We start from the raw sequence: 23,104 nt of genomic DNA, 5'->3' as shown, positions 1-23,104 counted from the left end.
GGCGATCACTACCGAGCTAACAGGGACATGGTGACCTCGTTAGTTGCCCAGCAAGCAGCGAAGGGGGACGCAGTGTCCTACTGGTCAGTGCGCGTCGAGCGACCGGACGAGATCCCGCATTGGTCCCGTGAGCCGCGTGCGCCGCTCGACCACCTCTGCGACCAGGCTCCTCGCCGCGACCTGGTGGCGGAACCACACCGGCGCCAGGGTCTTGGCCCGTACGAGTGTGTCGACCGCGTCAGCGTCGCTTCGCATGGCTGCTTGAGCCTGCGCTACGTCGAGCAAATGCCGACCGTAGGAGATCGGCTTGAGGCGCTCGTACTGAACCCGCTCCGATGCGATCAGTGCCCGGTCTGGCCGGTCCATCGTCACCTGGGCGTAGGTGTCCTGCATGGCGACCTGAGTGGGTCCGAAGTTCAGGGCGTAGTCCAGGCGGTCGCTGTCCATGCGTGCGGCGCCGGCGCGCGCCAACGCCAGATAGTCGTTGGTCGCATCAGCGCGCCCGGCCGCCGACGCCGCGGCCATTGCCCACAGCACCATGCCACCCCACACCGTCAATTGCTGCGGAGTGGCCGTGCTCATCCGCGGCTCGATCCGCTCGGCCACGCGCTGCGCGACCCGCTCAGCGTCCTCGTTGCGGGCCTGGTTCATCAGCACCCACGAATAGGTGCCGTGCGCCGCGCCCCACTGGAGCTCGTCGACGCCGGCCGTGGCCGCGTTCACCGCACGCTCGGCGCCGATCAAGGCCAGGTCGTCGCGGCCAAGGTGTACGAGCAGGCAGGCCGACAACTGGTAGGCCTGGGAGAGGACGACGTCGCCGCCGTCCATGCCAGCTCGCTGTGTCTGCCGCGCCTCGGTCACTAAGCCGGGCGTACGCCGCGCCAGCTCCACGAACCGGCCGGACCAGTAGTCACGCCACCCGTCGCTCAGCATCGTGCGTAGCCGCGGCGCCGGAGTCGGGTCCTGGTCGGGTTCGGCGTCCATGCCAGGCAACAGGTCGGGCGTGAGTAGGGCGTCGCGGAGGCCGAGCACGAGGCGGTCGCCGCCGCCGTCCAGCCGTGGCCGTTTGTCGGTGAGCTCCGACAGTGGAACGTCGAGGGAATCGGCCAGGGCAGCGAGCGAGGTGAGCCGCGCGGATTCGCGTCGGCCTTGCTCCAGCTTCTTCACCAGGTCAACGCTCACCGAGGCGAGGCGCGCCAATTCCTCCTGAGTCAGTCCGCGTTCGCTTCGCAGCTGACGGAGTCGTTCGCCGATCGAGGCGGCCATGTCGTGCTCCCCGGTAGAGGACAGGGGGTGGGTGGCCGACCTCTACTCCGGCCACCCCCGCGTTTGCAAGGCTAGCTCGACCTGCTGTTCGCCCATTGCTCGAAATCGGCGCGCTCGCACAGCAGTGCCCTGCCGTCCTTTCCGCTCGGCTTCAGCCGCCTCGTCCTTACGGTGCGGCCGCATCTGCGCCGCGTCGTAGCTCCACGGGATCACGCCGGCGTCCGAGGCCTGCCGCAAGGTCATCTTGGCTTATCACCGGGCCCGGCCCGATGGAGAACTCCCCGTCCTCCAGCCGGTCGATGTGCCCGGGGACCTGGTCGCAGTGAGTACCAAGATCGGCCGCGCGAGGCGATCCACGGCGTCTTCCGGGCCCGGTGACCGGCTCCCATGCCCAGGTCGGCAGTGCCGCTGACCTGGGCCGGATGAGGCGGAGGGCGTGGGATTCGAACCCACGAAGAGTTTCCCCTTACCGGTTTTCAAGACCGGCGCCATCGGCCACTAGGCGAGCCCTCCCGCTGGTGCTCTCCCAGTCTGCCAGACCACCGGACGCCGCTCGGCGGGGAGTCGCCCGAAAACTTGTATCAACACTTTTAACATGCCGCTGAGCTGCTGGAACGCGCTCTCTGGAACATTTACAGCCGTTGACACACCATCGACGTTCATGTTTATGGTTCAGAGCCTTTACCTTTCCCGGCCAAGGCCCCCACCTCAGGCAAGGGAGTCCCGAATGTCCATCCCCAGGAAGATCGGGTGGGTCGCATCCGCGGCCGCGGTCGTGTCCGCGACCGTGCTGATCGCACCCGAGGCGTTCGCCGCCAACGAGTCGGTGAACGTCTATCTCACGACGACCAGCGACAGCGGCGGCCGCACCGTCACCCGCGGTCTCCAGCAGCAGTCACCGATCGCGTTCGCCGCCGGCGGCGGATCGGCCGGCCAGACCATCACGGTCAACGAGAACACGTCCTACCAGCAGTTCGAGGGCGCCGGCGCGTCGATCACGGACACGGCCGCCTTCAACCTCCGCGGCAGCGGCGCGCTCTCGGCGGCCACCCAGAACGACGTGATGACCAAGCTGTTCAGCCCGACCGGCGGCATCGGGGTGAGCGCGATCCGCAACGTCATCGGGTCGTCCGACCTGGCGCAGAACAACTTCTCGTACGACACCACGTGCTGCGACCTGAACGACTTCTCGCTGGCCCGCGACGCCGACGTCATGGCGCTCACCAAGCAGGCGGTCGGCCTCAACCCGGCGGGCTTCGTGATGGCCTCGCCGTGGTCGGCGCCGCCGTGGATGAAGGACAACAACGCCTACAGCCAGGGCTATCTGCAGGCGCAGTACTACAAGACGTACGCCCAGTATTTCGTCCGTTACATCCAGGGCTACCAGTCGCAGGGCGTGCCGATCCGCTACGTCACGTCGCAGAACGAGCCGGGCTGCTGCCCCGGGTATCCCTCGATGCAGTGGCCCGTCTCCGGTCTGCAGTCGTTCGCCAAGAACGACCTGATGCCGGCTCTGCAGCAGGCCGGCCTGAACACCAAGCTCCTCATCGGAGACTGGAACTTCGACACGTACGACCAGTGGGTCGCGCCGCTCGTCGGGGACGCCGCGATCCGCAACCACCCCAACTTCGGCGGCATCGCCTGGCACGACTACGGCGGCAACCCGTCGACCGCGAGCACGGTGCGTAACCAGTACCCGTCCGTGAACATGTACATGACCGAGCACTCGGGCGGCACCTGGGTGACCGACCAGCACGCCGAGGACATGGGCGACCTCATCGAGTACTTCCGTAACTGGGGCCGCGCCTGGACGAAGTGGTCGCTCGCCGTCGACCAGAACATGGGCCCGCACAACGGCGGCTGCGGCACCTGTACGGGTCTGGTCACCGTGCACCGGGGCGACTCGCGCAGCGGCCAGGTCGACTACACCGTCGAGTACTACACGATGGGCCACCTGACCAAGTTCGTCCGCCCGGGAGCCGTACGCATCGACTCCAGCGCGAACGGCGCGGTGCCCAACGTGGCCTTCCGCAACAGCGACGGCTCGAAGGCGCTCATCGCCCACAACCCCGGCGGCAGCGCCCAGAGCGTCAAGGTGAACTGGGGCGGGCAGTCGTTCGTCTACAACCTGCCGGCGCGCACCTCGGCCACCTTCACCTGGAGCGGTTCGCAGTCGGGCGGCGGCGGTGGCAGCGGCCGCACCGGCACGATCACCGGGCTCGGCGGCAAGTGCCTGGACGTGAGCGACGGATCGACCGCGAACAGCAACCAGCCGCAGCTGTGGGACTGCACCGCGGGCAACACCAACCAGCAGTGGACGGTGGGCGCCGACGGGACGATCCGCGGGCTGGGCAAGTGCCTCGACGTGGCGAACAATGCGACGGCCGACGGCGCGGCGATCCACCAGTGGGACTGCCTCGACTCGGTGGCGAGTCAGAAGTGGACGGTCACGGCGGCCCGGGACATCGTGAACACCGCCTCGGGCAAGTGTCTCGATGTCAAGGACAACAGCACCGCCAACGGCGCGAAGCTGCAGCTCTGGTCGTGCACCGGCGCCGCGAACCAGAAGTGGACCGCGCCCTGACCGCCGTTCGGGCAAGCTGGACCCATGCAAGCGATCGTGATCGAGGACAAGCAGCTGGTCCGGCGCGAGGTTGAGGACCCGGAGGCCGGCGACGGTGAGGTCGTCATCGACGTCATCGCCGCCGGCGTCAACCGGGCCGACGTCGCTCAGCGTCAGGGGCACTACCCGCAGCCACCCGGCGCTTCGCCCTACCCGGGTCTCGAGTGCGCCGGGGTGATCAGCGCCGTCGGCCCGGGCGTCACCGACCGGCACGTCGGCGAGCGGGTCAGCGCGCTGCTGGCCGGCGGCGGTTACGCGGAGAAGGTCGCGGTGCCGGCCGGGCAGTTGCTGCCGGTGCCCGCCGGTCTCTCGCTGACCGAGGCGGCCGCCTTGCCCGAGTGTGCCTGCACCGTCTGGTCGAACGTGGTCGACCGCGACCGCCTCCGCAAGGGCCAGACGCTGCTGGTGCACGGCGGCGGCAGCGGGATCGGCACGTTTGCGATCCAGCTCGGCAAGGCGCTCGGCGCGTCGGTGGTGACCACCGCCCGGGCGGGCAAGCACGACACGCTGCGGGGGCTCGGCGCCGACCTGGTGATCGACTACACGAGCGACGACTTCGTGGCCGTCGTCCACGACTTCAACGGCCGCGGCGCCGACGTGATCCTCGACATCGTGGGCGCGAAGTATCTGAGCCGCAACATCGAGGCCCTCGCGCCGAACGGCCGGCTGAGCGTTATCGGCATGCAGGGTGGCCGCAAGGCGGAACTCGACTTCGGCGCTTTGATGGCCAAGCGCGCGTCGGTGTCGTCGACGAGCCTGCGGGCCCGCCCGGTCGCCGACAAGGCCCGCATCGTCGCCGGCGTGACCCGGGAGGTGTGGCCGCTGGTCGAGGCCGGGGCCATCCGGCCGATCATCGACACCACGATGCCGCTGGCCGAGGCGGCCGAGGCGCACCGGCTGATGGAGTCGAGCGATCACGTGGGGAAAATTCTGCTGACTCCTTGAGGAGAACTCATGCTTTCGAGTGATCAAAAAGGAGCTTGCTGCATCTTTGTCCGCTTTTTTGCGGCGCGGCGACACGGTTTAGGTCGGGAAACTACCCAGCATGGTGTGACTTCGGTCGAGTGATCGGCCGAGCGACACCGGGAGGTCTCGTGACCAATACGCCGCTGCGCCCCGCGCGGTCCACGCCTGTGGCGTCGGATCCGCGCGATCCCCGGCGCGGAAAAGCGCCGTGGATCGCGGGTGGAGTGTTTGTGCTCGTGCTGGCCGGGGTAGGGACATATCTCGCGTACCGGACAGGCGAAGATTCAGCCGTTCCGGTGACCCCGACCGCCACCGCCCGCGACATCGCCGTGGCGACGTCGGATGCTGTCCCGGTGCGGGACGCTGTGCCCGCGCCGGCCATCGTGACAGCTTCCGAAGGCACTCTCGAGATCTCTCTCAGCACGACGAAGTGCGGCGTCGCGGCGGTCGGTCCAGCCGACCTCCCGCTCGCCGCCGAAGGTGAGTTCTGCCTGGTCGACATGGCTGCGCGGAACACCGGGAAGGAGCCTCGCCTGCTCGATCCGGGCGCCCAGCGCGCGGTCGACGAGCACGGCCGTTCCCATAGGGTGGCCGAACAGGCCGCAGTGCTGATCAATGACCGGGATCCGTCGCTCCTGGACGAGATTCCGCCGGGCGCGACCCGGCACGGCGTGGTCCCGTTCGACGTGCCGAAGGGGATCCGGCTGGCAGCCTTCATGCTGCACAAGTCGCCATACAGTACGGGCGTCCGAGTGCCGTTGCCCTGATCACAGGGATATCTCAAGGATCCATGGTCACCGATCGAGTGCGTAAATCGTATTCTTTTCGCCGATGGGCGAGGGTGATTGTGCGATTTCGGCCCCGAAACATTCCCGTTCTGTGTTGGCATGGTCGTCGGAATTAACGAGTAGTCCGGGTTCCCATTGCCGTCCGTCATAGGGCGGCGCCGGCGCGGTGCACGCTAATGCCACGTCGCAGGGATTCGCGCGAGTGCCCCGGACCGATGTCGGAGGCAACACTGCACTGTCCGTCCCCGAGCCGGGCACTCACGGCCGGCGCTATCGCGCTGGCTGTCATCTCACCGGCTCTAGACCCTGTCGAGCACGTTGCCGAGGCCGTGCCGCCCGCCCACCCGGTCGGTCCCGGCACCGCCGAGAACCTCAGGATCGAGGAACGCACCACGACAACTGAGCGTGCTTCGCGCGCCGCCCCCCGGCGCCCCTCGCTCGCCCACCGCGCCGCTCCGGCGATCCCGGCCCGGACCAATCCGTTCGCCGTCCCGGACGGCGGTCAGGCGTTGCGCGCGGCTGTCGAGCTGGCCGTCGTCGACGAGAGGGAGGCCCTGCGCACCGTCGAGACCCTGGCCGCGGTGGAGTTCCGCGAGCACCTGCGGGGAAACCCGGCCGAGGTGGACGAGGTCCTCCCCGGTGAGACCGTGGCCGGACGGGAAGCCCTGCTCGACCAGGCTGAGGCGGCCGCTCGCGAGATCGCTGCCCGCCGGGCCCTCCAGGTGCGCAAGGTCAAGCTGCGGGCGCTCCGGGAGACTCAGCGGGCCGCCGCGCTCGCCGCCGAGAGCCCGCGGGCGTACGACGGAACCGGCGAAGGAACCGGCGACGGGACCTACGACCGGACCGATGACCGGACGTACGACCGCACGGGCGACCGGTCCTCCAGCCGGAGGTACGACCGGGTCGCGCCGCGTCATCTGCGCTCGGTCGTCACCAAGCACGCGACGGCCAAGCGGAGCCAGCGGGTCATGCGCCTGGGCAGCGGGATGACGGCGGTCATCGCCTTCGCCCGGTCGCAGGTCGGGAAGCGCTACGTCAGCGGCGGCCTGGGCCCGAACGGTTTCGACTGTTCCGGGTTCACCAAGCGGGCCTACGCGCTGGCCGGCATCAGGCTGCCGCACTCGTCCGGAGCCCAGGCGGCCCGGTCCCGCTCGGTCTCGCGGGCCCAGGCCCGCCCCGGCGACCTGGTCGTCGGGCCTGGCCACGTGGGCATCTACATGGGTCGCGGCATGATGATCGACGCGGGCAACCACCGTACCGGGGTGGTCTACCGCAAGGTGTACAACGGCCTGCGGGTCGCCCGCATCGGCGGATAGGCGGAACGGCCCTGCCGCGCTCCTCAGCGCGGCAGGGTCAGCCGCACGCTCGTACCCTCGCCGGGCTCGCTCTCCAGGTGCACGCTGCCGTGATGCGCCTCGATGATCGACTTGACGATGGCCAGGCCGAGGCCGGGACCCTGCACCGCCATCAGCTCCGCCGCGGCGCAGCGATAGAACCGGTCGAAGACGTGCGGCAGGTCTTCGGCCGAGATGCCCACCCCGGTGTCCGTGATCGTGAGATCCGGCTCACCCTCGGCCGTCGAGTAGACGGTGATCTCGCCGTCCGGGTGGGTGAACTTGATCGCGTTGACCAGCAGGTGGTTCAGCACCTGGGCGAGTCGCTTGGCGTCGCCCCGGGCCGGCACCGGGCGCTCGGTGCGGTCACGCAGCTTGACCCCACGGTGCTCGGCCAGCGGCCGGCAGGCGGCGATCGACTGGTGGGCGAGATCGGCCAGGTCGACCTCGGCCAGGTCCAGCTGCATCCGGTCTTCGGTCATCTTCGCCACCATCAGCAGCTCGTCGATGAGCCGCAGCAGCCGGTCGGAGTTGCGGGACATCACCGACAGGAACCGGCGCGACGTCTCGGCGTCGAAGTCGTCCTCCAGCAACATCTCCAGGTAGCCGCGGATCGTCGACAGCGGCGTGCGCAGCTCGTGGCTGACCGTCGCGAGGAACGAGTCCTTCATCCGGTCGACCTGACGGACCCGGTCGGCGATCTCGGCCGCGTGCCGGGCATAGCGGCGCAGCTCGAGCTGCACCGACGCGTGCCGGGCCAGGCTGCGCAGCGCGCGCCGCTGCAGGGCGGTGAGCACCCGCGGCTCCTGGTCGACGACACAGACCGTGCCGACCGCGTACGCCCCGTCGAGCACCACCGGCGCCCCGGCGTAGAAGCGGATGCCCTGGGCGTTGACGGCCGGGTTGTCGGCGAACCGCAGGTCGTCCTTCGAGTCCGGCACCTCGAGCACGTCATGCGACGTGATCGTGTGCGCGCAGAAGAACAGATCGCGCGGTACCGCTTCGAGCTCGGTGCCGACCTTGGCCTTGAACCACTGCCGGTCCTGATCGACCAGGGTGACCAGACCCATCGGCGTGCCGCAGATCTGCGACGCGAGCAGGGCGATGTCGTCGAAGTCCTCCTCCGGCGCGGTGTCGAGCACCTGGGTGTCGTACAGGGCCGCGAGCCGGGCGGGTTCGTTCGGAGGCAGGGAGGCCCTCATGATCCGATCGTCTCACCCATGACGGCCGATATGGTGGGATTCGTCGCACAGCTACGGTGACACCGGCCGAAACGGCAGTCGGCACCCGCCTCGAGTGCGGGTGCCGACTTGCTGGCCGCCGTCCGGTGTTCTCAGCGACCGATCGCGACCAGGCGCGGGGATCTCTGCCGCACGCACCCGGTCGGATGTCAGACAGAAGCATCACCCGGCCCGGGAAATCACGTACGCACCTGCTGTGCGTCCGCCCGATCGGGTGACGGCGCGGCGTCACCGGAGCGAAAGGCGAGGGATACGTCAACGGGCTACTGTTCGTCCGGAGAGAAGGTCCGTCTCCCCGCCGGAGGACATCACGATGAGTCTCGAACGCGCCGTAGCCCCGGATCCGTACGATCTCCTGCCCGCGGTCCCGTCTTTCACGGTGACCAGCGCGGACGTGACCGACGGCCGGCCGCTCGACGAGTTGTTCGCCCACACCAGCGTGGGTGGCAAGAACCTGTCGCCCCAGCTCGCGTGGTCGGGTTTCCCCGCCGAGACGCGCGGTTTCGTGGTGACGTGCTTCGACCCGGACGCCCCCACGGGCAGCGGTTTCTGGCACTGGGTGCTGGTCAACCTGCCGGTCACCACGACGGAACTGCCGCGCGGCGTCGACCCGCTGCCGGGCGACGCGTTCTGCGTGCGCAACGACTACGGCGAGAGCAACTACGGCGGTTCGGCCCCGCCGCCCGGCGACCGCCCCCACCGCTACGTCTTCGCGGTGCACGCGATCGACGTCGACAAGCTCGAGGTCCCGCCGGAGGCGTCGCCCGCCTACGTCGGCTTCAACCTGGCCTTCCACACCCTGGCCCGGGCCACCATCCGGCCGACGTTCCAGGTCAAGGGCTGAGTTCTGGTACGAGTTCAAGGCCGCCGGGTCGACCCGGCGGCCTTTCGCTTGTCCGGCCGATCAGGCGGGCGTGCGGGCCACGACGAAGACGGACTGGCCGAACGGCGGCTTCATGACGCTCTCGGCCGCCTTGGTCACCGGCAGCACGATCGAGTCGTACACCTTGACCATCGGGCCTTCCTTGGGCGCCAGCTTGAAGATGCTGGTCGCGCCGTAGTAGCCGATCAGGCCGAGCGCGTTCGCGTAGTGCATCTTCTCGATCCGCAGGCCGGCCTCGTCCATGGCGGCGCGCATCGACTTCTTGGTGTAGCGGCGGATGTGCCCGGTGGCGATGTCGACGTTGCTCATCGCGAACATGAACGCCGGGACGATGATGATGACCCGTCCGCCCGGGCGTACCAGGTCGGCCATGCTCCGCAGCGCGCCGACGTGGTCCTCGATGTGCTCGAGCACGTTGTACGAGACTGCCGCGCTGTACTCGCCGTTCGCCTCGGGCGACGGGAGCAGCATCTGGCGCACCTCGATGTTCGGGTGGCCGGCCATGCGCTCCTTGAGTTGCACGAGCCGGTCCGGGTCGGCTTCGGTCGCCGTGAACCGCGGAAGGTGCTCGGCCCACTCGATCGCGTAGTCTCCGAGGCCGCTGCCGATCTCGATCGGGTTGTCCCCGAGGTACGGGAGAGCGAGCTCCACGAACCACCGCCGATGGTTCACAGCCGTGGCGAGGCCCTCGAGCACTTCGGACTGGATCCGCTGGTCTCCAGTGATGTCTGCCATATGTAAGGTTCCCTCGTCTTGCTGATCCGAGCTGACAGCGGGACCGGAAGAGTTAACCATCTCCTCTGCTCAACCGAAAGTTGAGGCGCTGGCCGCACCCCATTATTTGCCTGATTGAGACGTGGCGGGGTGGGTACTCGGCCCGGCCGCTTCTCATGACGAGCCGAATACACCTTGTTCATATCGGCTCGATCACGCATGGGACGCTCGACACTGCACTGTTACCAACCTCGGTTAGGCTCGCCCACGCTATGACGATTACGGGTATTGACTCGACAGGCCAGTCGGCCGGCGGGAACGTGCTGCCGCCCCGTCAAGTGACCGGAGCCGACGACCTCGACGCGGAGCTGATCGCGCTCGGTACGGACGTCGCTCCGACGGTTCCGACCTCGGTCATACCCGACGTCGAAGCCGCTCCTGAGCAGGCCGGGACGCCTGCTCGGCGGTGGTGGAGGCGGCGGCCGGACTGGCGTGACGTGCTGGCGGCAGCGACGTTCGTCGTTGTCGCGTTCTACCTCACCGCGCCGTTGTGGCTCAATCTCGATCACCAGTTGCGTGACGATCCGCAGGACCAGGCTTTCTTTGAGTGGATGCTGGCGCATGGTGCTCGCGTGCTCACCGATGGCGCATATCCGTTCTTCTCGGATCGCATGAATTACCCCGATGGGGTGAACATGATGGCCAACACCTCGGTGCTGGCCATTTCGCTGCCGATGACGCCGGTAACTCTGCTGTTCGGTCCGCATGTGGCGTTCAACGTATTTCTCACCATGGCGTTGGCACTCACCGGTATCTCGTGGTATTTCGTGCTCTCGCGCCAGTTCGTCTCATCGCGGCTCGCGGCCTGGGTCGGGGCTCTCTTCTGCACGTTCGCGCCGAGCATGGTGTCGCACGCCGGCGGCCACCCGAACATCGTCTCGCAATTCCTGGTCCCGCTGATCATCTGGCGCACGCTGCGCCTGCGGCAGCCCGGCCGCGCCGTCCGCAACGGGCTGATCATGGCCGCGCTGCTCATCTGGCAGGCGTTCATCAATCTCGAGGTCCTCTTCATGACCGCGGTCGGCCTGGGCGTGTTCTGCCTGATCATGGCCGTCGCGCGGCGCAAGACGCACCGGGGCGAGACCCGCCGCTTCCTCCAGGGGCTGGCCGTCGCCGGCATCGTCACGCTGGCCGTGCTGGCGTACCCGTTGTCGGTCCAGTTCTTCGGTCCGCAGAGCTACCACGGCCTGCCGCAGTTCGTCCGCAACTTCGGCGCCGACCTCGGCTCGTTCACGGCCTATTCGAGCCACTCGGTCGCCGGCAATGCGGTGATCGCCGAGCGGCTCGCGCAGAACCCGGCCGAGGAAAACGCATTCTTCGGCTGGGGCCTGGTCATTCTTTTCGTCGGCCTGCTGGTCTGGATGCGCCGTTCCGTCGCCGTTCTCGCGCTCGGCTCGCTGGCCGTCCTCTTCGCCGCGATGTCGCTCGGACCGCGAATTTTCCTGAACGGCATCAACACCGGCATGCCCGGCATCTGGGCTGTTCTGCACAGCGTTCCGGTGCTCAACTCGGCCGTGCCGACCCGCTGGGCCATGGCCATCGCGCCGGTCGTGGGCATCCTGCTGGCCCTCGGCGTGCAGCGGGCCGTCGACCTGGTGCGCTCGCAGCCGGCCGCCCGCGGCCCCGTCCGCGTCGCCATGATCACGGCGGTCGCCATGGCGCTGGTCCCGCTCGTACCGGTCCAGCTCAAGACCGTCCCGATGGCGCCGGTCCCCGACTTCGTCACCTCGGGCGCCTGGAAGCAGTTCGTCGACGACAACCACACCGTCGTCACGTTGCCGCTGCCCGACTCCGGCTACCCCGACCCGCTGCGCTGGACCGCGATGACCGGCCAGGACATGCGCATCGCCGGCGCGTACGCCCTGCTGCCCAACCAGAACCCGCTCAACCCGAGCGACCGCACCGCGCTGTTCTCGCCCCCGTGGCGCCCGACCAGCGGCCTGATGGCCTCGATCCGCCAGGGCAACCCGATCCCCGAGATCAACGACACCCGGCGCGAGATGACCCTGGCCGACCTGCGCTACTGGAAGGCCGGCGCGGTCGTGCTGACCCCGCAGATCCGCGACATCGAAATGCTGCGCGCGATGACCGGCCTGCTCGGCTACCAGCCCACCTGGACAGGCGGCGCCTGGGTGTGGGACGTCCGCCACCTGGTCGACGACCCCAACGCGGTGCTCACCGGCCCCGACATCGGCTGACGGTCCCGGCGTACGGAAAGGGCGGTCCCCTGACCGCCCTTTCTCCGTCTCGCCCGGCGGCCGCGCAGAGCCCTCGGCCCCCAGGGCGCCCGCCGACTAGGCTGCCTCGAATGGCGAGCCGGATCGGCGACATGGTGATCGACTGCGCGGACCCGGAGCGGATGGCCGCCTTCTGGAGCGAGGCGCTGAACTACCGCATCTTCGCCCGCGACGACACAGGCGTGGCCATCCGCGGCGCCACCACCAGCCCCGACATCCTCTTCATCCGCGTGCCCGAAGCGAAGCAGGCCAAGAACCGCCTGCACTTCGACATCTGCCCCACCGACCGCACCCCGGCCGAGGAGCTTGACCGCCTCCTGGCCCTGGGAGCGCGCCGGTCGACCATCACCGCCGGCGGCTCCTGGACAGTCCTCGAGGACCCCGAAGGCAACGAGTTCTGCCTGATGGCCAAGCGCATCCCGGCCGAGCCCCACCCGTTCCACGACGCCTGACCTGGACGGTGGGGCATGACTTACGGCATCTACTTCGACACCGGGACGCCGGCCGAGGCCCTGCGGGAGACGCTGCACACCGTCTACGACGTCGCTCCCGACTTGATCTACGTGGGGCGCTACGAGGATCTGCCGGCCCATCCGGGCCCTGACCCGGTCGTCCTGATCACTCCGGCCGGCGGTTCGTTCGGTCACGAGCTCAGCGCCGGCCGCCGGCTGCGGGAGCTGACCGAAGCGACTCCGCTGGAGCTGGCCCGGGCAGTGTGCCGCCTGGCCCGCAGCCGCGCCCTGCTGGACGACGGCAGCCCCGCTCCGGACTACTGGTTCCTGGTCGCCGCCGATGGCTCTTACGGCCGCGTGATGACCGACCCCGACAGCGACGACCTCCAGGTCCTGTACGCCCTCGAAGCCACCCCCGGCGACCCCGACCTGCCGGTGGTCCCTCCCCCCGACTGGGCCCGCACCTGGTGAGCCGCGACGCCGGCGGACCGGCGCGCTCACCGAACACGTTGACGCCTGGCGTGCCCGCAAAGGTGTGACAGCGATCGATACTGTGGCGTTCCCCGTACCCGGACACCAGGACGGCCTCGAGAATGCCGACCTCACGCCCACGCGGCGGCCCCAGCGACGGCTCGGGCGGCGGTGACCCGCCTGGCCGGCCGCCTCGTCCCTCTGCGTCCGGCGGTGATCCGCCCAGCATCGCGGCCGCCCAGGCACAGGTGGGCGACAAGGCGGAGGACGGAAGCCTGCGGCCCGACGCCAGACGGAGCGCGCTACCCGGCAAGCCCGATGGCAGTCCGGGACCGCCTTGGCCCACGGTGGGCTCGGTCACCGGAAGCGCCCACGGGAAGGACCTCAATCCTCCGCACCGACGCCACACCATCACCGGTGCGCGCAACGGCATCGTCGGTGAGGAGAACAGCGTCTATCTTCGCGGCTATGAAGGCGTGGCGACCGACGATGTCCAAGGAATTGCGGCCGGCGACGCGTTGTGGAACCCCCTGACCCAGCGATACGAGATCAACGGTCGTTCGTACGGTGTCGAGGCCAACGGACGGGTTTTCCCGGACAGCGGCGCCGGTATGGTCAAGCTCGATCGCAACGAGTACGCGGCACTCAAGGAGATCGTGCGGGCTGGTGGCGATCTGTCCGCGGCGCCGCAACTCGCCAGGAACCCGCGTTTCACCGCGAACCCTGAAGCGGTGGCGAAAGCCAAGGCCATCTACGACGGGACGTACGAGCCGTGAATTACGGGCTGTGGATTTACGGTGAGCTGGATCGCGACCGGTTGAGCGCCGCGCTCGCCGGGCTGCTCGACCTGCCGGCCGATGCGGTGGACGTCGCGGACGACGGAGACGTCGACCGGAACTGGGACGCACCGGTCAGCTGCACGGTCACTGCTCTGACCGGTGAGCTGCACTGGCATCTGGACGTCCATGTGGACGCGGCGGCCGTCCCGGAAGCGCCGGCCGAGCCGATCGCAGCAGCCTGGATCGCCCGCGCGCTGGGGACCTTCGTGGCCTGTCAGGCGTTGCCCGCACCGCCCAGCGCGTTCTATCTGGTCGGTCCCGATGGCTCACGGACCCGGGCACGTATCTATGAGGACGACGACGGCGTCTACCGCATCGATGCCGTCGAGCACCCACTCGCGGGGCTTCCGGGGGTCCGCGTGGCGGCGATACCCGAGGTCATCCGTGAATATCGCCGGCCGACGCCGGCCCGGGACCGCCTGGTCGAGCTGGTGGGACCGTGGTCGGCCGACGACGCGGTGCAGCAGGTCATCCGGCTGATCGGCGCTTGGGAGAGCATGGTCGACCGATTCGGGGCAGGCTGGCCGCCCGACGGTTGGTACCCGGAGGCGTACTACCGCGAGGATCTGGAAACCCGCGACAAGCTGACGACGGCCATCGGCGCGGTGCCTGAGCCTGTCCGCGACGACGTCCTGCGAGCTGTGGCCGAGGTGGACGAGCGTTTCGCCGGGCTGACCGGGGGCGACGGCGGACACGCGTCGGCTGCCGACTTGCCGGCTGGATGGTGGTGGCGCCGCGTACCTCAGCCGTTGCCTTGGCAGAGTGCGCCGGACACCGGTTCTTGACGCCCGGGGGAGCCGCGCCGGACCTCAGCTCTTGATGCAGCAGCCCTTGCAGACCTTGGGCTGGGGCAGGGTGAAGGCCAGGCAGCAGGTCTTGCGCTGGACGTCGAGCTTGCCGTTGGGGGCGGTGACCAGCTCGACCAGGTCCTCGACGCCGAGGGCGCCGTGCAGCTGGTCGATCGTCTCGGCGGACGGGCCGGGCAGGACGTCGGCCGAGCGGAGGACGCCGTACGCCACTCCGGAGGAGAGGGAACCCAGCAGGGTCCTTTTGCCCAGGCGGACGCGGTCGTGGATGGCGTCGAGCAGCGGGGTGAGGTGGGCGTCGAGCAGGGAGCGGCGCAGTTCGGCCAGCAGGGCGGTCTCGTCGGCGACGACGCGGACCTGGGGGAGGCCGGCCACGGCGATCGGGTCGCCCGGCAGGACGGCGACCGGAATGTCGGCGCGCAGGCCCAGGGTGACCAGCGGGCGCGGGTCGGAGAAGTGCACGAGCACGTCGTCGGCGGTGAGCAGCGGGACGCGGCGGGCCGAGGCCCAGCCGAGCACCGCGGGCAGCGCCAGCCAGTACGTGTACGCCTTCCAGGCCAGGGCGGCCGCGGCGTGGGGCTGGGCGTTCCAGCGGCGGCCGGCCGAGTCGAGCAGCGTGCCCAGGTGCTCGTCGGTCAGGACGCGGGCGGGGGACCAGCCGGTGGTGTCGTGGACGAGGAGGTCGGGGGCGAGGCCGGGCAGTTCGGTGCTGGTGCCGAACATCGCTCGCAGGGTCGCCGTGACCGGGCCCAAGGGCTGTGGTGGGGTGACGGTGCGTGTCGTGCGCTCGAGGGCAGTGGTCACGGGACGTGTCCGCCCTGCGGCGCCGGGACGCGCTGAGCCACCGCATTCACCTCGCCGAATAGAACGGAACCACGGTGGCCGAGACGCCGCCGTGCCGACGACCCACCGTACACCTCTAAGGATAGGCTAACCAAGCCGAGCTTTCGGACGAATACCCTCCGCGAGGGTTACCTAACCCGTGGCGGACACGTTGCCTGATTCGTCAAGGTATCTGTCGTGTACTCGCTACTAGCACCAACCGGACACCAGCGGCGGCGACACTGAAATTCTCGTCGCGAAGGGGACATCGATGATGACCACCTCGCCCGTCGAGCGGGCCGCTGATCAGTTCGTGACGGCGCTGGCGCACTGGCGGGTCGAGCGCGGCATGAGCAAGAAGCAGCTCGCCGCGCGCATGGGTTTCGACCCCTCCTACGTCAGCCACGTCGAGGGGCGGCGGCACAAGCCCACCGAGGACTTCGCCCGGCGGGCCGAGGCCGTCCTCGACGCGGGCGGGGCGATCTGGCAGCGCTTCCAGGAGTACGACGAACTGCGGCATGCGCGCAGCGCGGCGCTGCACCGCGATCCCCCCGTACCGGTGCAGTGGCTGCCGCCCGGCACCGGACTGATCGTGGAGCGTGAGGTCGCCGAGCTGCGGTACGCCGACGGCTCGTACCGCTGCCGGGTGCGCCGCGCCCTCTACAACGCCGGCTCGGAACCGGTGACGCGCTACCTCGTGAAGATCGCGGTCGACCGCTACCCGAACGACCCGACCGGCTCCAACCGGCATCACCGCGAGCACCCGCTGAGCTTCGACGAGATGGGCTTCGCCGCCTGCGCCGGGGAGGGCGACGCGGTCGAGCCGATGGATTGGCGGATCAAGCTCGACCGGGACGCGTCCAAGGAGGTGTGGTTGCTGTTCGCGAACGACGGCGGCCAGTTCGCGCTCTACCCGGGTGAGCGGACCACCATCCAGTACGAATACACGGTCGGGGTGGAGAAGTGGGGCCAGTGGTTCCAGCGGGCGGTCCGGCTGCCCACCCGGCGGCTCACCGTGCGGCTGGACTTCCCGGCCTCGTTCGACCCGCAGGTGTGGGGGGTCGAGACGTCGCTCGCGGCCGAGGTTCCGGTGCGTACGCCGATGGAGCGGCACGACGACGCCGGCCGGGCGGTCTTCGAATGGTCGACCGACACGCCTCAGCTGAACGCGCGATACCGGCTGGAATGGCGTTTCCGCGGGGCCGGTGCGCCTCCTTTCCCGGCGCTGGCGCCGGGCAGCAACGGCAACGGCCAGCCGCGGGCGTCCGGTCAGATGCGGGGCATCGGCATCGTCCAGCGCGGCTCCGAGTTGCTGCGGCAGCGCGCCCGCCACTTCCAGCTGCCCCGTGAGGAGGCCGAGGCCCGCGAGGTCGTGGCCGCGCTGCACGCGGCGCTGACCCGGCTCGAGCAGGTGCACGACTTCACCAAGGGCGTGGGGTTGTCGGCGCCGCAGATCGGCCGGTCCGTGGCGGTCGCCGTGGTGCGCCCGGCCGACCCGGGCGCCGAACCGCTGGTGCTGATCAACCCACGGGTCGTCGGCGAGTCGGGCGAACGGGACGAGCAGTACGAGGGCTGTCTGTCGTTCTTCGACTACCGCGGGCTGGTGAAGCGCCCGCTGCGCCTCGACGTCGAGCATGCCCGGTACGACGGCACGCGGGTGATCACGACGTTCGAGCGCGCGCCGGCCCGGCTGGTCGCCCACGAGATCGACCACCTGGAGGGCCGGCTCTACGTCGACCGGATGAACGCCGAGTCCAGCCTCGTGCCCGACTACCGCCAGAGCGGCCGGCCCTGGGTCTACTAGCGGGTCAGAAGTCGGTGAAGCTGTCGTACTTGACCCGGATCGACGGCACCTGCAGCTCGGCCAGGGTCTTGAGGGTGGCCTTGACCATCGGGCCCGACCCCGAGACGAAGAAGTCGTGCTCGCTCCACGGGCCGTACCGGGCCACCACGTCGGAGATGTTGCCCTGCTCGCCCGGGTAGGTGGGGTCGTCGCTGCACGCGGTCACCACCGAGAGCCACGGGTAGCGCGCGGCCAGCCGGTTGAGCTCGGCCAGGTCGTAGAGGTCCTCACGGGTACGGGCGCCGACGAAGACGTGCACCCAGCGCGTCCGGTTGTAGCGGGTCAGCTCCTCGAGCAGGGACTTGATCGGCGCGAGCCCGGTGCCGCCGGCGACGAAGACGGTGTCCCGGGTCGAGCGGCGGTCGAGGTTCATCGTGCCCATCGGTGAGGCCACCCGGACCATGTCGCCGACCTCGAGCCGGCGGACCAGCGCGCTCGACACCCAGCCGGCGCCGACCGCCCGCACGTGGAACTCGAGCGTGTTGTCCCGGCGGGGCGCGTTCGCGATCGAGTACGTGCGCCAGAGCCTCGGCTGCAGACGGGGGCATTCGATGCTGACGTACTGACCGGCCCGGTAGTCGAGGGGCTGCATGGGCTGGACGGTGACGATCGCGATGTCGCTGGACCGCCGTTCGTGCGCGACGACCTCGGCGTACCAGTAGGGCGGGTTGGTATCGGCCTCGGCGCCCCGCAGCATGATCGAGGCGATCTTCGCGTACGCGTCGGCCCAGGCCTGGTCGTACTCGACGCTCCACTGCTCGCCGGCGTAGGTCCGCATCGCCTCGATCAGAGCCCCTCCCACAACCTCGTAGTGCTCCGGTTCCACGTGGAACTTGCGATGATCGCGGCCCAGCGCCCGCAGCCACTCCTCGAACGTCTCCGGGTCCTCGAGCGTCTGCACGGCGGTCACGATCGCGTTGAGCAGCCGCGACCGCTGCACGTCCATGTGCACCGGGAAGAGGTCCCGCAGGTCTGGGTAGGACAGGAACATGCGGGCGTAGAAGTAGCCGGCCACCTTGTCCTGATGCTCCTCGACGAGGCTCCAGCTCTCCTTGAGCAAGCGTCCGAGGTCTCCCATGTCTTCAGGGTGGGCAGATCAGTCGGATAGGCGACGCACGGCCCGTGCGACTCATCTCAATTCATCCCGCGACGCTTGCCCGGATAAGTCCGTTTAGGTTGAGGGCAGTGCCCGTTTTCGGCCCGCCTTAGAGTTGTCGCGTGACTCTAGAGCGCCAGCAGGCCACCCGGCCGATCCTCACCGCCGAGATCATCATCGTGCTGCTGTTGTCGCTCGGACAGAGCGCGATCTACTCCGTGGTGTCGATCATCGCCAAGCTCACGGCCGATCAGCCGCTCTCGCAGCAGGCGGCCGTCCTCAACGCGTCCCGGTCGGCGCGGCCCTACCTCGACCTCACCTACCAGCTGCTCGGCATCGCCTTCGACCTGATGCCGGTCGTGCTGGTGCTCTATCTGCTGCTGCGCGACCACATCTCCCCGCGCCGCGAGCTGGGCCTGTCGGCCGACCGCCCGGCCTTCGACTGGGGCTGGGGTGCGTTGCTGGCCGCCGGCATCGGGATTCCCGGGCTGCTTCTGGTGTACGTGGCCAAGCTGCTCGGCATCAACGCCGACATCGTGCCGGCGGCCCTGCAGCAGGTGTGGTGGGCGGTGCCGGTGCTCATCCTCGCCGCCGTCAAGAACGCGGTGCTCGAAGAGGTGATCGTCGTCGGCTACCTGATGACCCGGCTGCGGCAGTGGGGCATGTCGACCGTCGCGATCATCGCCTGCTCAGCCGTGCTGCGCGGGTCGTACCACCTGTACCAGGGCTTCGGGGCCTTCATCGGCAACGCGGTGATGGGTGTGGTGTTCGCGCTCTTCTTCCTGCGTTTCAAGCGCGTGATGCCGCTGATCGTGGCCCACACCCTGCTCGACGTGGTGGCCTTCGTCGGCTACACCGCCCTGCCCGACTCCTGGCTCAACTGGGTCTGACGCCGCGGATCATCCATTGGGTCTGACGCCCGGCGGATCAGCGGCCCCGGTAGTACGTCGTGGCGCGGGCGGCGGTCGTCTGGACCGCGGTGGCGCTGTCGAGCACAGCAGCCAGCAGGCTCGTACCCGGGTAGGCGCGATTGACCGAGCGGAGCGCCGCCCACGCGGCCACCTGCGGCGCGATCAGCCGACCCAGCCGCGCCAGCGCGTCGCCCCCGCCACCGCCCGGCTGATCGTCGCGGGCCGCGGCCAGGGCCGCCTCCGCCTCACCGGCCGACTCATGCACCCGAGTGACCACCAGCAGGTCGACCGCCCGTCGCGGGTCCGTCGGATCGATCCCATGAGCGGCCGCAAGGTGCAGGATCAGCTCGGCGTCGGTGAGCGCCCGGGTCGCGACCAGGGCCAGCGCCGCATACGACCCGGCGACCGCACCGAACACGCTGGCCACCGCGCCGAAGCGACCGAACTGCCGGGTCGCCAGACGGGCAAGGGCGTGCGGGGTGGCCGCCGGATAGGCCGAACTGGTCGTGGCCGCCCACTCACGAGCACGCGGCCCGATGGTCTCGACAGCCGCCAGCGCTAGCAGCTCGGGCGTGTACACCGGGTTGGAGAGAACCCGGGCCCAACGCTCGACGGATCGCCCCTCAGCCCGGGTGTCGTCGTTTCCGCCGCTCCCGGCCTCGACCTTCCCTGTCGACGGCTGTGACGCCGAAGCCGAGGAGCGACCGGTGTTCGGCACGGCCGGAGTAGCCGCAGAAGAAGCGGCCAGGTCCTGCCTCGTGTCGGCGACTTCCTCCGAAGGACCGCCAGGTGTTGCCTTTCCTTGAACCGCCGGACTGGTCGCGCTGGTCTGATCAGCGGGTGTGCCGGTGACCGCGGAGGGTTCCGTCCTCGACTGGGCAGCCTTCTTGGCCGGCGACACCGACTTTGCCGAATAGGCCGACTTCGCCGGCGAGACTGACTTCGCTGCTGGGGCCGCCTTCGCTGGAGGGGCTGCCTTCGCTGGAGAGGCCGCCTTCGCTGGAGAGGCCGCCTTCGCTGGAGGGGCCGACTTCGGCGGTGGGGTCGACTTTCCGGGCGAGGCTGAGTTCCCGGGCGAGGCTGAGTTCGGTGCGGCTGACTTGGCCGGTGGGGTGCTCGACACGCCGGATTCTGGCGGCGTGGGCTTGGGGGCGCGTTGCTTGCGCGGCGAGCTCTTGCGCGGAGGCTGGGCGGCACCCGGCTCGGCGGGGCGCGGGTTGTCCGGTGACTCTGTGGGGCGTGTCACCCCCGTACGGCGGGAAGCGCGATTCTCGCTCGAAGCCGGATCACCCTCAGGGTGACTTTCCGCACTGGGCGGCTGGAAGGTGACCGGCGGCGCGGCCTTTCCGGGCCGGCGCGGCGACCGTCCCGCAGGCGTCCCGCCCGGCGGCGTCTCACCCGGCGCGTCGAACGGAGCGCGCGAGGCACGGGGGCGCGATTCCTTGCGGGGCTCGGTGGGCGGGATCTCCTCCATGCCGCAGCAGCCTAGCCGCACTCGCGACATTTCACCTGTTGGAGAGGCCTGCGACCCACCCGTCGCGCTCAGGATGGCAACCGCTTTGTGCGGCGCCGAGCCGGTCCGGTATCCTCAACCGTCGGTGGCCTTCACAGGCCGCCGGGGAGACTTCGCCTAGTCTGGTCTATGGCGCCGCACTGCTAATGCGGTTGGGGTTTTATAGCCCCTCCCGGGTTCGAATCCCGGAGTCTCCGCGTGCAGAGCGAGTGTGTATGCTGGCAAAGCACTGAGCGCCCGTAGCTCAATGGATAGAGCATCTGACTACGGATCAGAAGGTTAGGGGTTCGAGTCCCTTCGGGCGCACTTTCGGAAAGGGCCTCTCACCTGCGGTGGGAGGCCCTTTCGCTTCCCGTGACAAAGCCGGCAGAGATCGCCAGACCTGCCGATTGCTCACGGATTGCTCACGGGGCCTTTTGCTTGGGCCGATGGCGGGTCAGAAGCTTGGTCGCCTTCTCGACCTGTCGCGCGGTCTCCTTGCGCATCAGGTGCTTGTAGACGCGCCGGGTGATGTCCGGGCTGGCGTGGCCAAGGATCAACTGCACCACCTCGATCGGGACACCGCCAGCGAGCATGAGCGAGCACGCGCCGTGCCGGGTGTCGTGCAGCCGGATGATCGGCAGGCCGCACGCGCGGACGTGCTTCTCGAACTCAACCGTCACGCGATCGGCCCGTAGCGGCGTACCGTCCGGGCGGCAGAACACGAGATCGTGATCGTCGTAGTCCACCCCGAACAGGTCTCGCTCGATCTGTTGATCGGCTCGGTGCCGGTCGAGCGCGGCCAGCGCCGGGACGGCCAGCGGCACCCACCGGCGGCCGGCCCGCGACTTCGGCGGCTTGAGCAGTACGCCGACGTGCTCCGCACCGCAGATCGGGCACCGGGCCTGCTCGGCGGTGACCTCCTTGCGGGTCACCGAAACGTTGGTCAACCGCACGGTCAGGCCGGGCGTGCCGTCCGAGTCGATGTCCGACCACCGCAGGCCACACAGCTCGGCCCGCCGCAGCCCGGCGTACGCGGCCAGCTCGTAGAGCGCCGAGAGCCGGTCGCCGAGCACGTGTTCGAGGTACCGCGCGGTGTCCTCCGGTTCCCACATGACCGGCTCGTCGTCGCCGTCCGCGTCCGGTCGCGGGATCGAGTCCATGCGGCCGAGCGCGGGATTCGCACCGATCAGCTCCCGTCGCTGCGCCGCTGCGAGCGCGGCTCGGATCGTCTTGCGGTAGCTCTCGACGGTGGCGGGCGCCCGTTGCGCGATGCGCCGACCGATGTTGCCGGTCGGCCGGTCGCCGTCGAGCGGGGCCGCCAGGTTGGCCAGCACGCGCTCGATGTGCCCTCGCCGTACGTCCCGCAGGAGCATATGTCCGAGCTGGGGGTTCCAGCAGTCGCGGACGTGCGTGCGGTAGTTGGTGACCGTCTTGACCGCCCGCTTGGCGGCTACCAGCTCGGCGAGCCACTGTTCGAGCCATGCGGCTACGGTGATGCCTTTGTCGTCGGTCCACGTCCCGGCGTTGAGCTTCGCCAGCTCGGCTGTGAGTGCCTCTTCGGCCTCGGCCTTGGTCTTGAACCCGGACCGGGGTATCTGCTTGCGCTTGCCGGTCGCGGGATCGGTGCCCGCGTCGACTACGAAGCACCATGAGCCGTGAGGCTTGCGACAGTTTTTGATCCTCTTCCCGTTGCCGTCGCGGCATTGGCAGCGCTTGAAAACGGAGCCTCGCAAGCGAGCATCCTCTCTCGATCAATAGGGTGCGGGCCACCGAAATGTGTCGGTGGCCCGCAGGTGACGGCGATCAGGCGACGAGGCGCCCCGGCGTCGCTTCGTTTTCCTCGGCGTCGAGCCATGCGTGGAAGCGGCGTACCGGCACCACCCAGCGACCACCGATCCGCTTGGCGGGGATCTCTCCGGCCCGGAGCGCTTGGTAGGTCCCACCGAGGCTGAGGCCGAGCAGCTCGGCGACCTGCTTGACGGTGTAGGTAGCCGCGCCGCGCGCGGGCGGGCGCAGGTCGGTGGTCGTTGTCGTTTCGGCGCGGCTGAGCGTGATGACGTCGGCCATCAGGGGGTTGCCTCCCGGTGCGAGCGGTGCGGTTGGGCTGCGCAGAACGGCCCTAGGCACCCGTTCCGCGCGTGGGGTTGGTTCGAGCGGCGCGCGTACCCGCCGCGGTAGAGGCCTGGTAGAGCGGGCCGCTGAGAGCGTCGTGGAGCCAAGATCTGCGTAAGGCCGGTATGACTGGATGAACCTATGT

General features: G+C 69.3%; 20 protein-coding genes and 3 tRNA genes. 14 read left to right on the top strand and 9 right to left on the bottom strand.

Annotated elements, in window-relative coordinates; translation table 11 throughout:
• Window positions 1-84 precede the first annotated feature (84 nt).
• A complete protein-coding gene (locus tag HJC40_RS09355) occupies window positions 85-1,266 on the bottom strand; it encodes a helix-turn-helix domain-containing protein (RefSeq protein WP_250000341.1) in 1,182 nt (393 codons plus the stop codon).
• A 428-nt stretch (window positions 1,267-1,694) separates the two neighbouring features.
• Window positions 1,695-1,779, bottom strand: a tRNA-Ser gene (locus tag HJC40_RS09350).
• 214 nt (window positions 1,780-1,993) lie between these two features.
• On the opposite strand from HJC40_RS09350, the gene HJC40_RS09345 reads away from it, so the two are divergent.
• The 4 genes from HJC40_RS09345 (at window position 1,994) to HJC40_RS46100 (ending at window position 6,959) form a co-directional block, all read left to right on the top strand.
• The gene (locus tag HJC40_RS09345; protein WP_250000338.1) at window positions 1,994-3,850 is read left to right on the top strand and encodes a ricin-type beta-trefoil lectin domain protein; all 1,857 of its coding nucleotides are present in this window, start codon (window positions 1,994-1,996) and stop codon (window positions 3,848-3,850) included.
• Between the two features lie 24 nt (window positions 3,851-3,874).
• The gene (locus HJC40_RS09340) at window positions 3,875-4,834 is read left to right on the top strand and encodes an NAD(P)H-quinone oxidoreductase (RefSeq protein ID WP_250000336.1); all 960 of its coding nucleotides are present in this window, start codon (window positions 3,875-3,877) and stop codon (window positions 4,832-4,834) included.
• A 149-nt stretch (window positions 4,835-4,983) separates the two neighbouring features.
• Complete coding sequence (locus HJC40_RS09335) at window positions 4,984-5,622, top strand: DUF4352 domain-containing protein (RefSeq protein ID WP_250000334.1); 639 nt, start codon at window positions 4,984-4,986, stop codon at window positions 5,620-5,622.
• Window positions 5,623-5,972: 350 nt separating this feature from the next.
• Window positions 5,973-6,959, top strand: a complete 987-nt coding sequence (locus HJC40_RS46100) for an NlpC/P60 family protein (protein ID WP_250000332.1) — start codon at window positions 5,973-5,975, stop codon at window positions 6,957-6,959.
• 23 nt (window positions 6,960-6,982) lie between these two features.
• Here the strand turns inward: HJC40_RS46100 and HJC40_RS09325 are convergent, their stop codons facing one another.
• Window positions 6,983-8,179: a GAF domain-containing sensor histidine kinase gene (locus HJC40_RS09325; RefSeq protein ID WP_250000330.1), complete on the bottom strand. Its 1,197-nt coding sequence runs from the start codon at window positions 8,177-8,179 to the stop codon at window positions 6,983-6,985.
• A 352-nt stretch (window positions 8,180-8,531) separates the two neighbouring features.
• On the opposite strand from HJC40_RS09325, the gene HJC40_RS09320 reads away from it, so the two are divergent.
• Entirely contained in the window at window positions 8,532-9,062 is a 531-nt protein-coding gene (locus HJC40_RS09320; RefSeq protein ID WP_250000328.1) for a YbhB/YbcL family Raf kinase inhibitor-like protein, read from the top strand.
• A 60-nt stretch (window positions 9,063-9,122) separates the two neighbouring features.
• Here the strand turns inward: HJC40_RS09320 and HJC40_RS09315 are convergent, their stop codons facing one another.
• Complete coding sequence (locus HJC40_RS09315; RefSeq protein WP_250000326.1) at window positions 9,123-9,836, bottom strand: class I SAM-dependent methyltransferase; 714 nt, start codon at window positions 9,834-9,836, stop codon at window positions 9,123-9,125.
• Between the two features lie 251 nt (window positions 9,837-10,087).
• Between HJC40_RS09315 and HJC40_RS09310 the strand changes: the two genes are divergently transcribed.
• The 5 genes from HJC40_RS09310 (at window position 10,088) to HJC40_RS09290 (ending at window position 14,659) form a co-directional block, all read left to right on the top strand.
• Entirely contained in the window at window positions 10,088-12,073 is a 1,986-nt protein-coding gene (locus HJC40_RS09310; RefSeq protein WP_374271517.1) for a hypothetical protein, read from the top strand.
• Window positions 12,074-12,183: 110 nt separating this feature from the next.
• Entirely contained in the window at window positions 12,184-12,564 is a 381-nt protein-coding gene (locus tag HJC40_RS09305) for a VOC family protein (protein ID WP_250000321.1), read from the top strand.
• Between the two features lie 15 nt (window positions 12,565-12,579).
• Window positions 12,580-13,035: a hypothetical protein gene (locus tag HJC40_RS09300; protein ID WP_250000319.1), complete on the top strand. Its 456-nt coding sequence runs from the start codon at window positions 12,580-12,582 to the stop codon at window positions 13,033-13,035.
• A 248-nt stretch (window positions 13,036-13,283) separates the two neighbouring features.
• Window positions 13,284-13,811, top strand: a complete 528-nt coding sequence (locus HJC40_RS09295) for a hypothetical protein (protein WP_250000317.1) — start codon at window positions 13,284-13,286, stop codon at window positions 13,809-13,811.
• Window positions 13,808-14,659, top strand: a complete 852-nt coding sequence (locus HJC40_RS09290; RefSeq protein WP_250000315.1) for a hypothetical protein — start codon at window positions 13,808-13,810, stop codon at window positions 14,657-14,659. The genes HJC40_RS09295 and HJC40_RS09290 overlap by 4 nt, the downstream gene beginning before the upstream one ends.
• A 24-nt stretch (window positions 14,660-14,683) precedes the next feature.
• On the opposite strand, the gene HJC40_RS09285 is transcribed toward HJC40_RS09290, so the two are convergent.
• The gene (locus HJC40_RS09285) at window positions 14,684-15,403 is read right to left on the bottom strand and encodes an IucA/IucC family C-terminal-domain containing protein (RefSeq protein WP_250000743.1); all 720 of its coding nucleotides are present in this window, start codon (window positions 15,401-15,403) and stop codon (window positions 14,684-14,686) included.
• Window positions 15,404-15,776: 373 nt separating this feature from the next.
• On the opposite strand from HJC40_RS09285, the gene HJC40_RS09280 reads away from it, so the two are divergent.
• Window positions 15,777-17,306, top strand: coding sequence for a peptide deformylase (locus HJC40_RS09280; RefSeq protein ID WP_250000742.1), 1,530 nt, complete (start codon window positions 15,777-15,779; stop codon window positions 17,304-17,306).
• Between the two features lie 4 nt (window positions 17,307-17,310).
• On the opposite strand, the gene HJC40_RS09275 is transcribed toward HJC40_RS09280, so the two are convergent.
• On the bottom strand, window positions 17,311-18,423 hold the full coding sequence (locus tag HJC40_RS09275; protein WP_250000313.1) for a globin domain-containing protein: 1,113 nt from the start codon (window positions 18,421-18,423) through the stop codon (window positions 17,311-17,313).
• Between the two features lie 140 nt (window positions 18,424-18,563).
• Between HJC40_RS09275 and HJC40_RS09270 the strand changes: the two genes are divergently transcribed.
• A complete protein-coding gene (locus HJC40_RS09270; protein WP_250000311.1) occupies window positions 18,564-19,331 on the top strand; it encodes a CPBP family intramembrane glutamic endopeptidase in 768 nt (255 codons plus the stop codon).
• Window positions 19,332-19,368: 37 nt separating this feature from the next.
• On the opposite strand, the gene HJC40_RS09265 is transcribed toward HJC40_RS09270, so the two are convergent.
• Window positions 19,369-19,932 carry a hypothetical protein gene (locus HJC40_RS09265; RefSeq protein WP_250000308.1) on the bottom strand — a complete coding sequence of 188 codons (564 nt, stop codon included), beginning with the start codon at window positions 19,930-19,932 and terminating at the stop codon, window positions 19,369-19,371.
• A gap of 1,039 nt (window positions 19,933-20,971) precedes the next feature.
• On the opposite strand from HJC40_RS09265, the gene HJC40_RS09260 reads away from it, so the two are divergent.
• Window positions 20,972-21,062 (top strand) — tRNA-Ser (locus tag HJC40_RS09260).
• Between the two features lie 36 nt (window positions 21,063-21,098).
• Window positions 21,099-21,171: transfer RNA gene (locus HJC40_RS09255), tRNA-Arg, on the top strand.
• Window positions 21,172-21,269: 98 nt separating this feature from the next.
• Here the strand turns inward: HJC40_RS09255 and HJC40_RS09250 are convergent.
• Both HJC40_RS09250 and HJC40_RS09245 read right to left on the bottom strand, forming a co-directional pair.
• A complete protein-coding gene (locus HJC40_RS09250) occupies window positions 21,270-22,580 on the bottom strand; it encodes a tyrosine-type recombinase/integrase (RefSeq protein ID WP_250000306.1) in 1,311 nt (436 codons plus the stop codon).
• A 70-nt stretch (window positions 22,581-22,650) separates the two neighbouring features.
• Window positions 22,651-22,914: a helix-turn-helix domain-containing protein gene (locus HJC40_RS09245; protein WP_250000304.1), complete on the bottom strand. Its 264-nt coding sequence runs from the start codon at window positions 22,912-22,914 to the stop codon at window positions 22,651-22,653.
• Window positions 22,915-23,104: the final 190 nt, after the last annotated feature.

Source organism: Actinoplanes sp. M2I2 (assembly GCF_023544445.1).
In the GTDB taxonomy this organism is placed as follows: domain Bacteria; phylum Actinomycetota; class Actinomycetes; order Mycobacteriales; family Micromonosporaceae; genus Actinoplanes.
The sequence above is the reverse complement of the archived record's forward strand: the minus strand, read 5'-3'. Positions and strand labels throughout refer to the sequence as shown.

What these genes read in the sequence shown, in the direction of transcription:
- HJC40_RS09355 (WP_250000341.1), bottom strand. Translation starts at nt 1,266, where the DNA reads ATGGCCGCCTCGATCGGCGAACGACTCCGTCAGCTGCGAAGCGAACGC.
- HJC40_RS09345 (WP_250000338.1), top strand. Translation starts at nt 1,994, where the DNA reads ATGTCCATCCCCAGGAAGATCGGGTGGGTCGCATCCGCGGCCGCGGTC.
- HJC40_RS09340 (WP_250000336.1), top strand. Translation starts at nt 3,875, where the DNA reads ATGCAAGCGATCGTGATCGAGGACAAGCAGCTGGTCCGGCGCGAGGTT.
- HJC40_RS09325 (WP_250000330.1), bottom strand. Translation starts at nt 8,179, where the DNA reads ATGAGGGCCTCCCTGCCTCCGAACGAACCCGCCCGGCTCGCGGCCCTG.
- HJC40_RS09320 (WP_250000328.1), top strand. Translation starts at nt 8,532, where the DNA reads ATGAGTCTCGAACGCGCCGTAGCCCCGGATCCGTACGATCTCCTGCCC.
- HJC40_RS09315 (WP_250000326.1), bottom strand. Translation starts at nt 9,836, where the DNA reads ATGGCAGACATCACTGGAGACCAGCGGATCCAGTCCGAAGTGCTCGAG.
- HJC40_RS09310 (WP_374271517.1), top strand. Translation starts at nt 10,088, where the DNA reads ATGACGATTACGGGTATTGACTCGACAGGCCAGTCGGCCGGCGGGAAC.
- HJC40_RS09305 (WP_250000321.1), top strand. Translation starts at nt 12,184, where the DNA reads ATGGCGAGCCGGATCGGCGACATGGTGATCGACTGCGCGGACCCGGAG.
- HJC40_RS09300 (WP_250000319.1), top strand. Translation starts at nt 12,580, where the DNA reads ATGACTTACGGCATCTACTTCGACACCGGGACGCCGGCCGAGGCCCTG.
- HJC40_RS09285 (WP_250000743.1), bottom strand. Translation starts at nt 15,403, where the DNA reads ATGTTCGGCACCAGCACCGAACTGCCCGGCCTCGCCCCCGACCTCCTC.
- HJC40_RS09280 (WP_250000742.1), top strand. Translation starts at nt 15,777, where the DNA reads ATGACCACCTCGCCCGTCGAGCGGGCCGCTGATCAGTTCGTGACGGCG.
- HJC40_RS09275 (WP_250000313.1), bottom strand. Translation starts at nt 18,423, where the DNA reads ATGGGAGACCTCGGACGCTTGCTCAAGGAGAGCTGGAGCCTCGTCGAG.
- HJC40_RS09245 (WP_250000304.1), bottom strand. Translation starts at nt 22,914, where the DNA reads ATGGCCGACGTCATCACGCTCAGCCGCGCCGAAACGACAACGACCACC.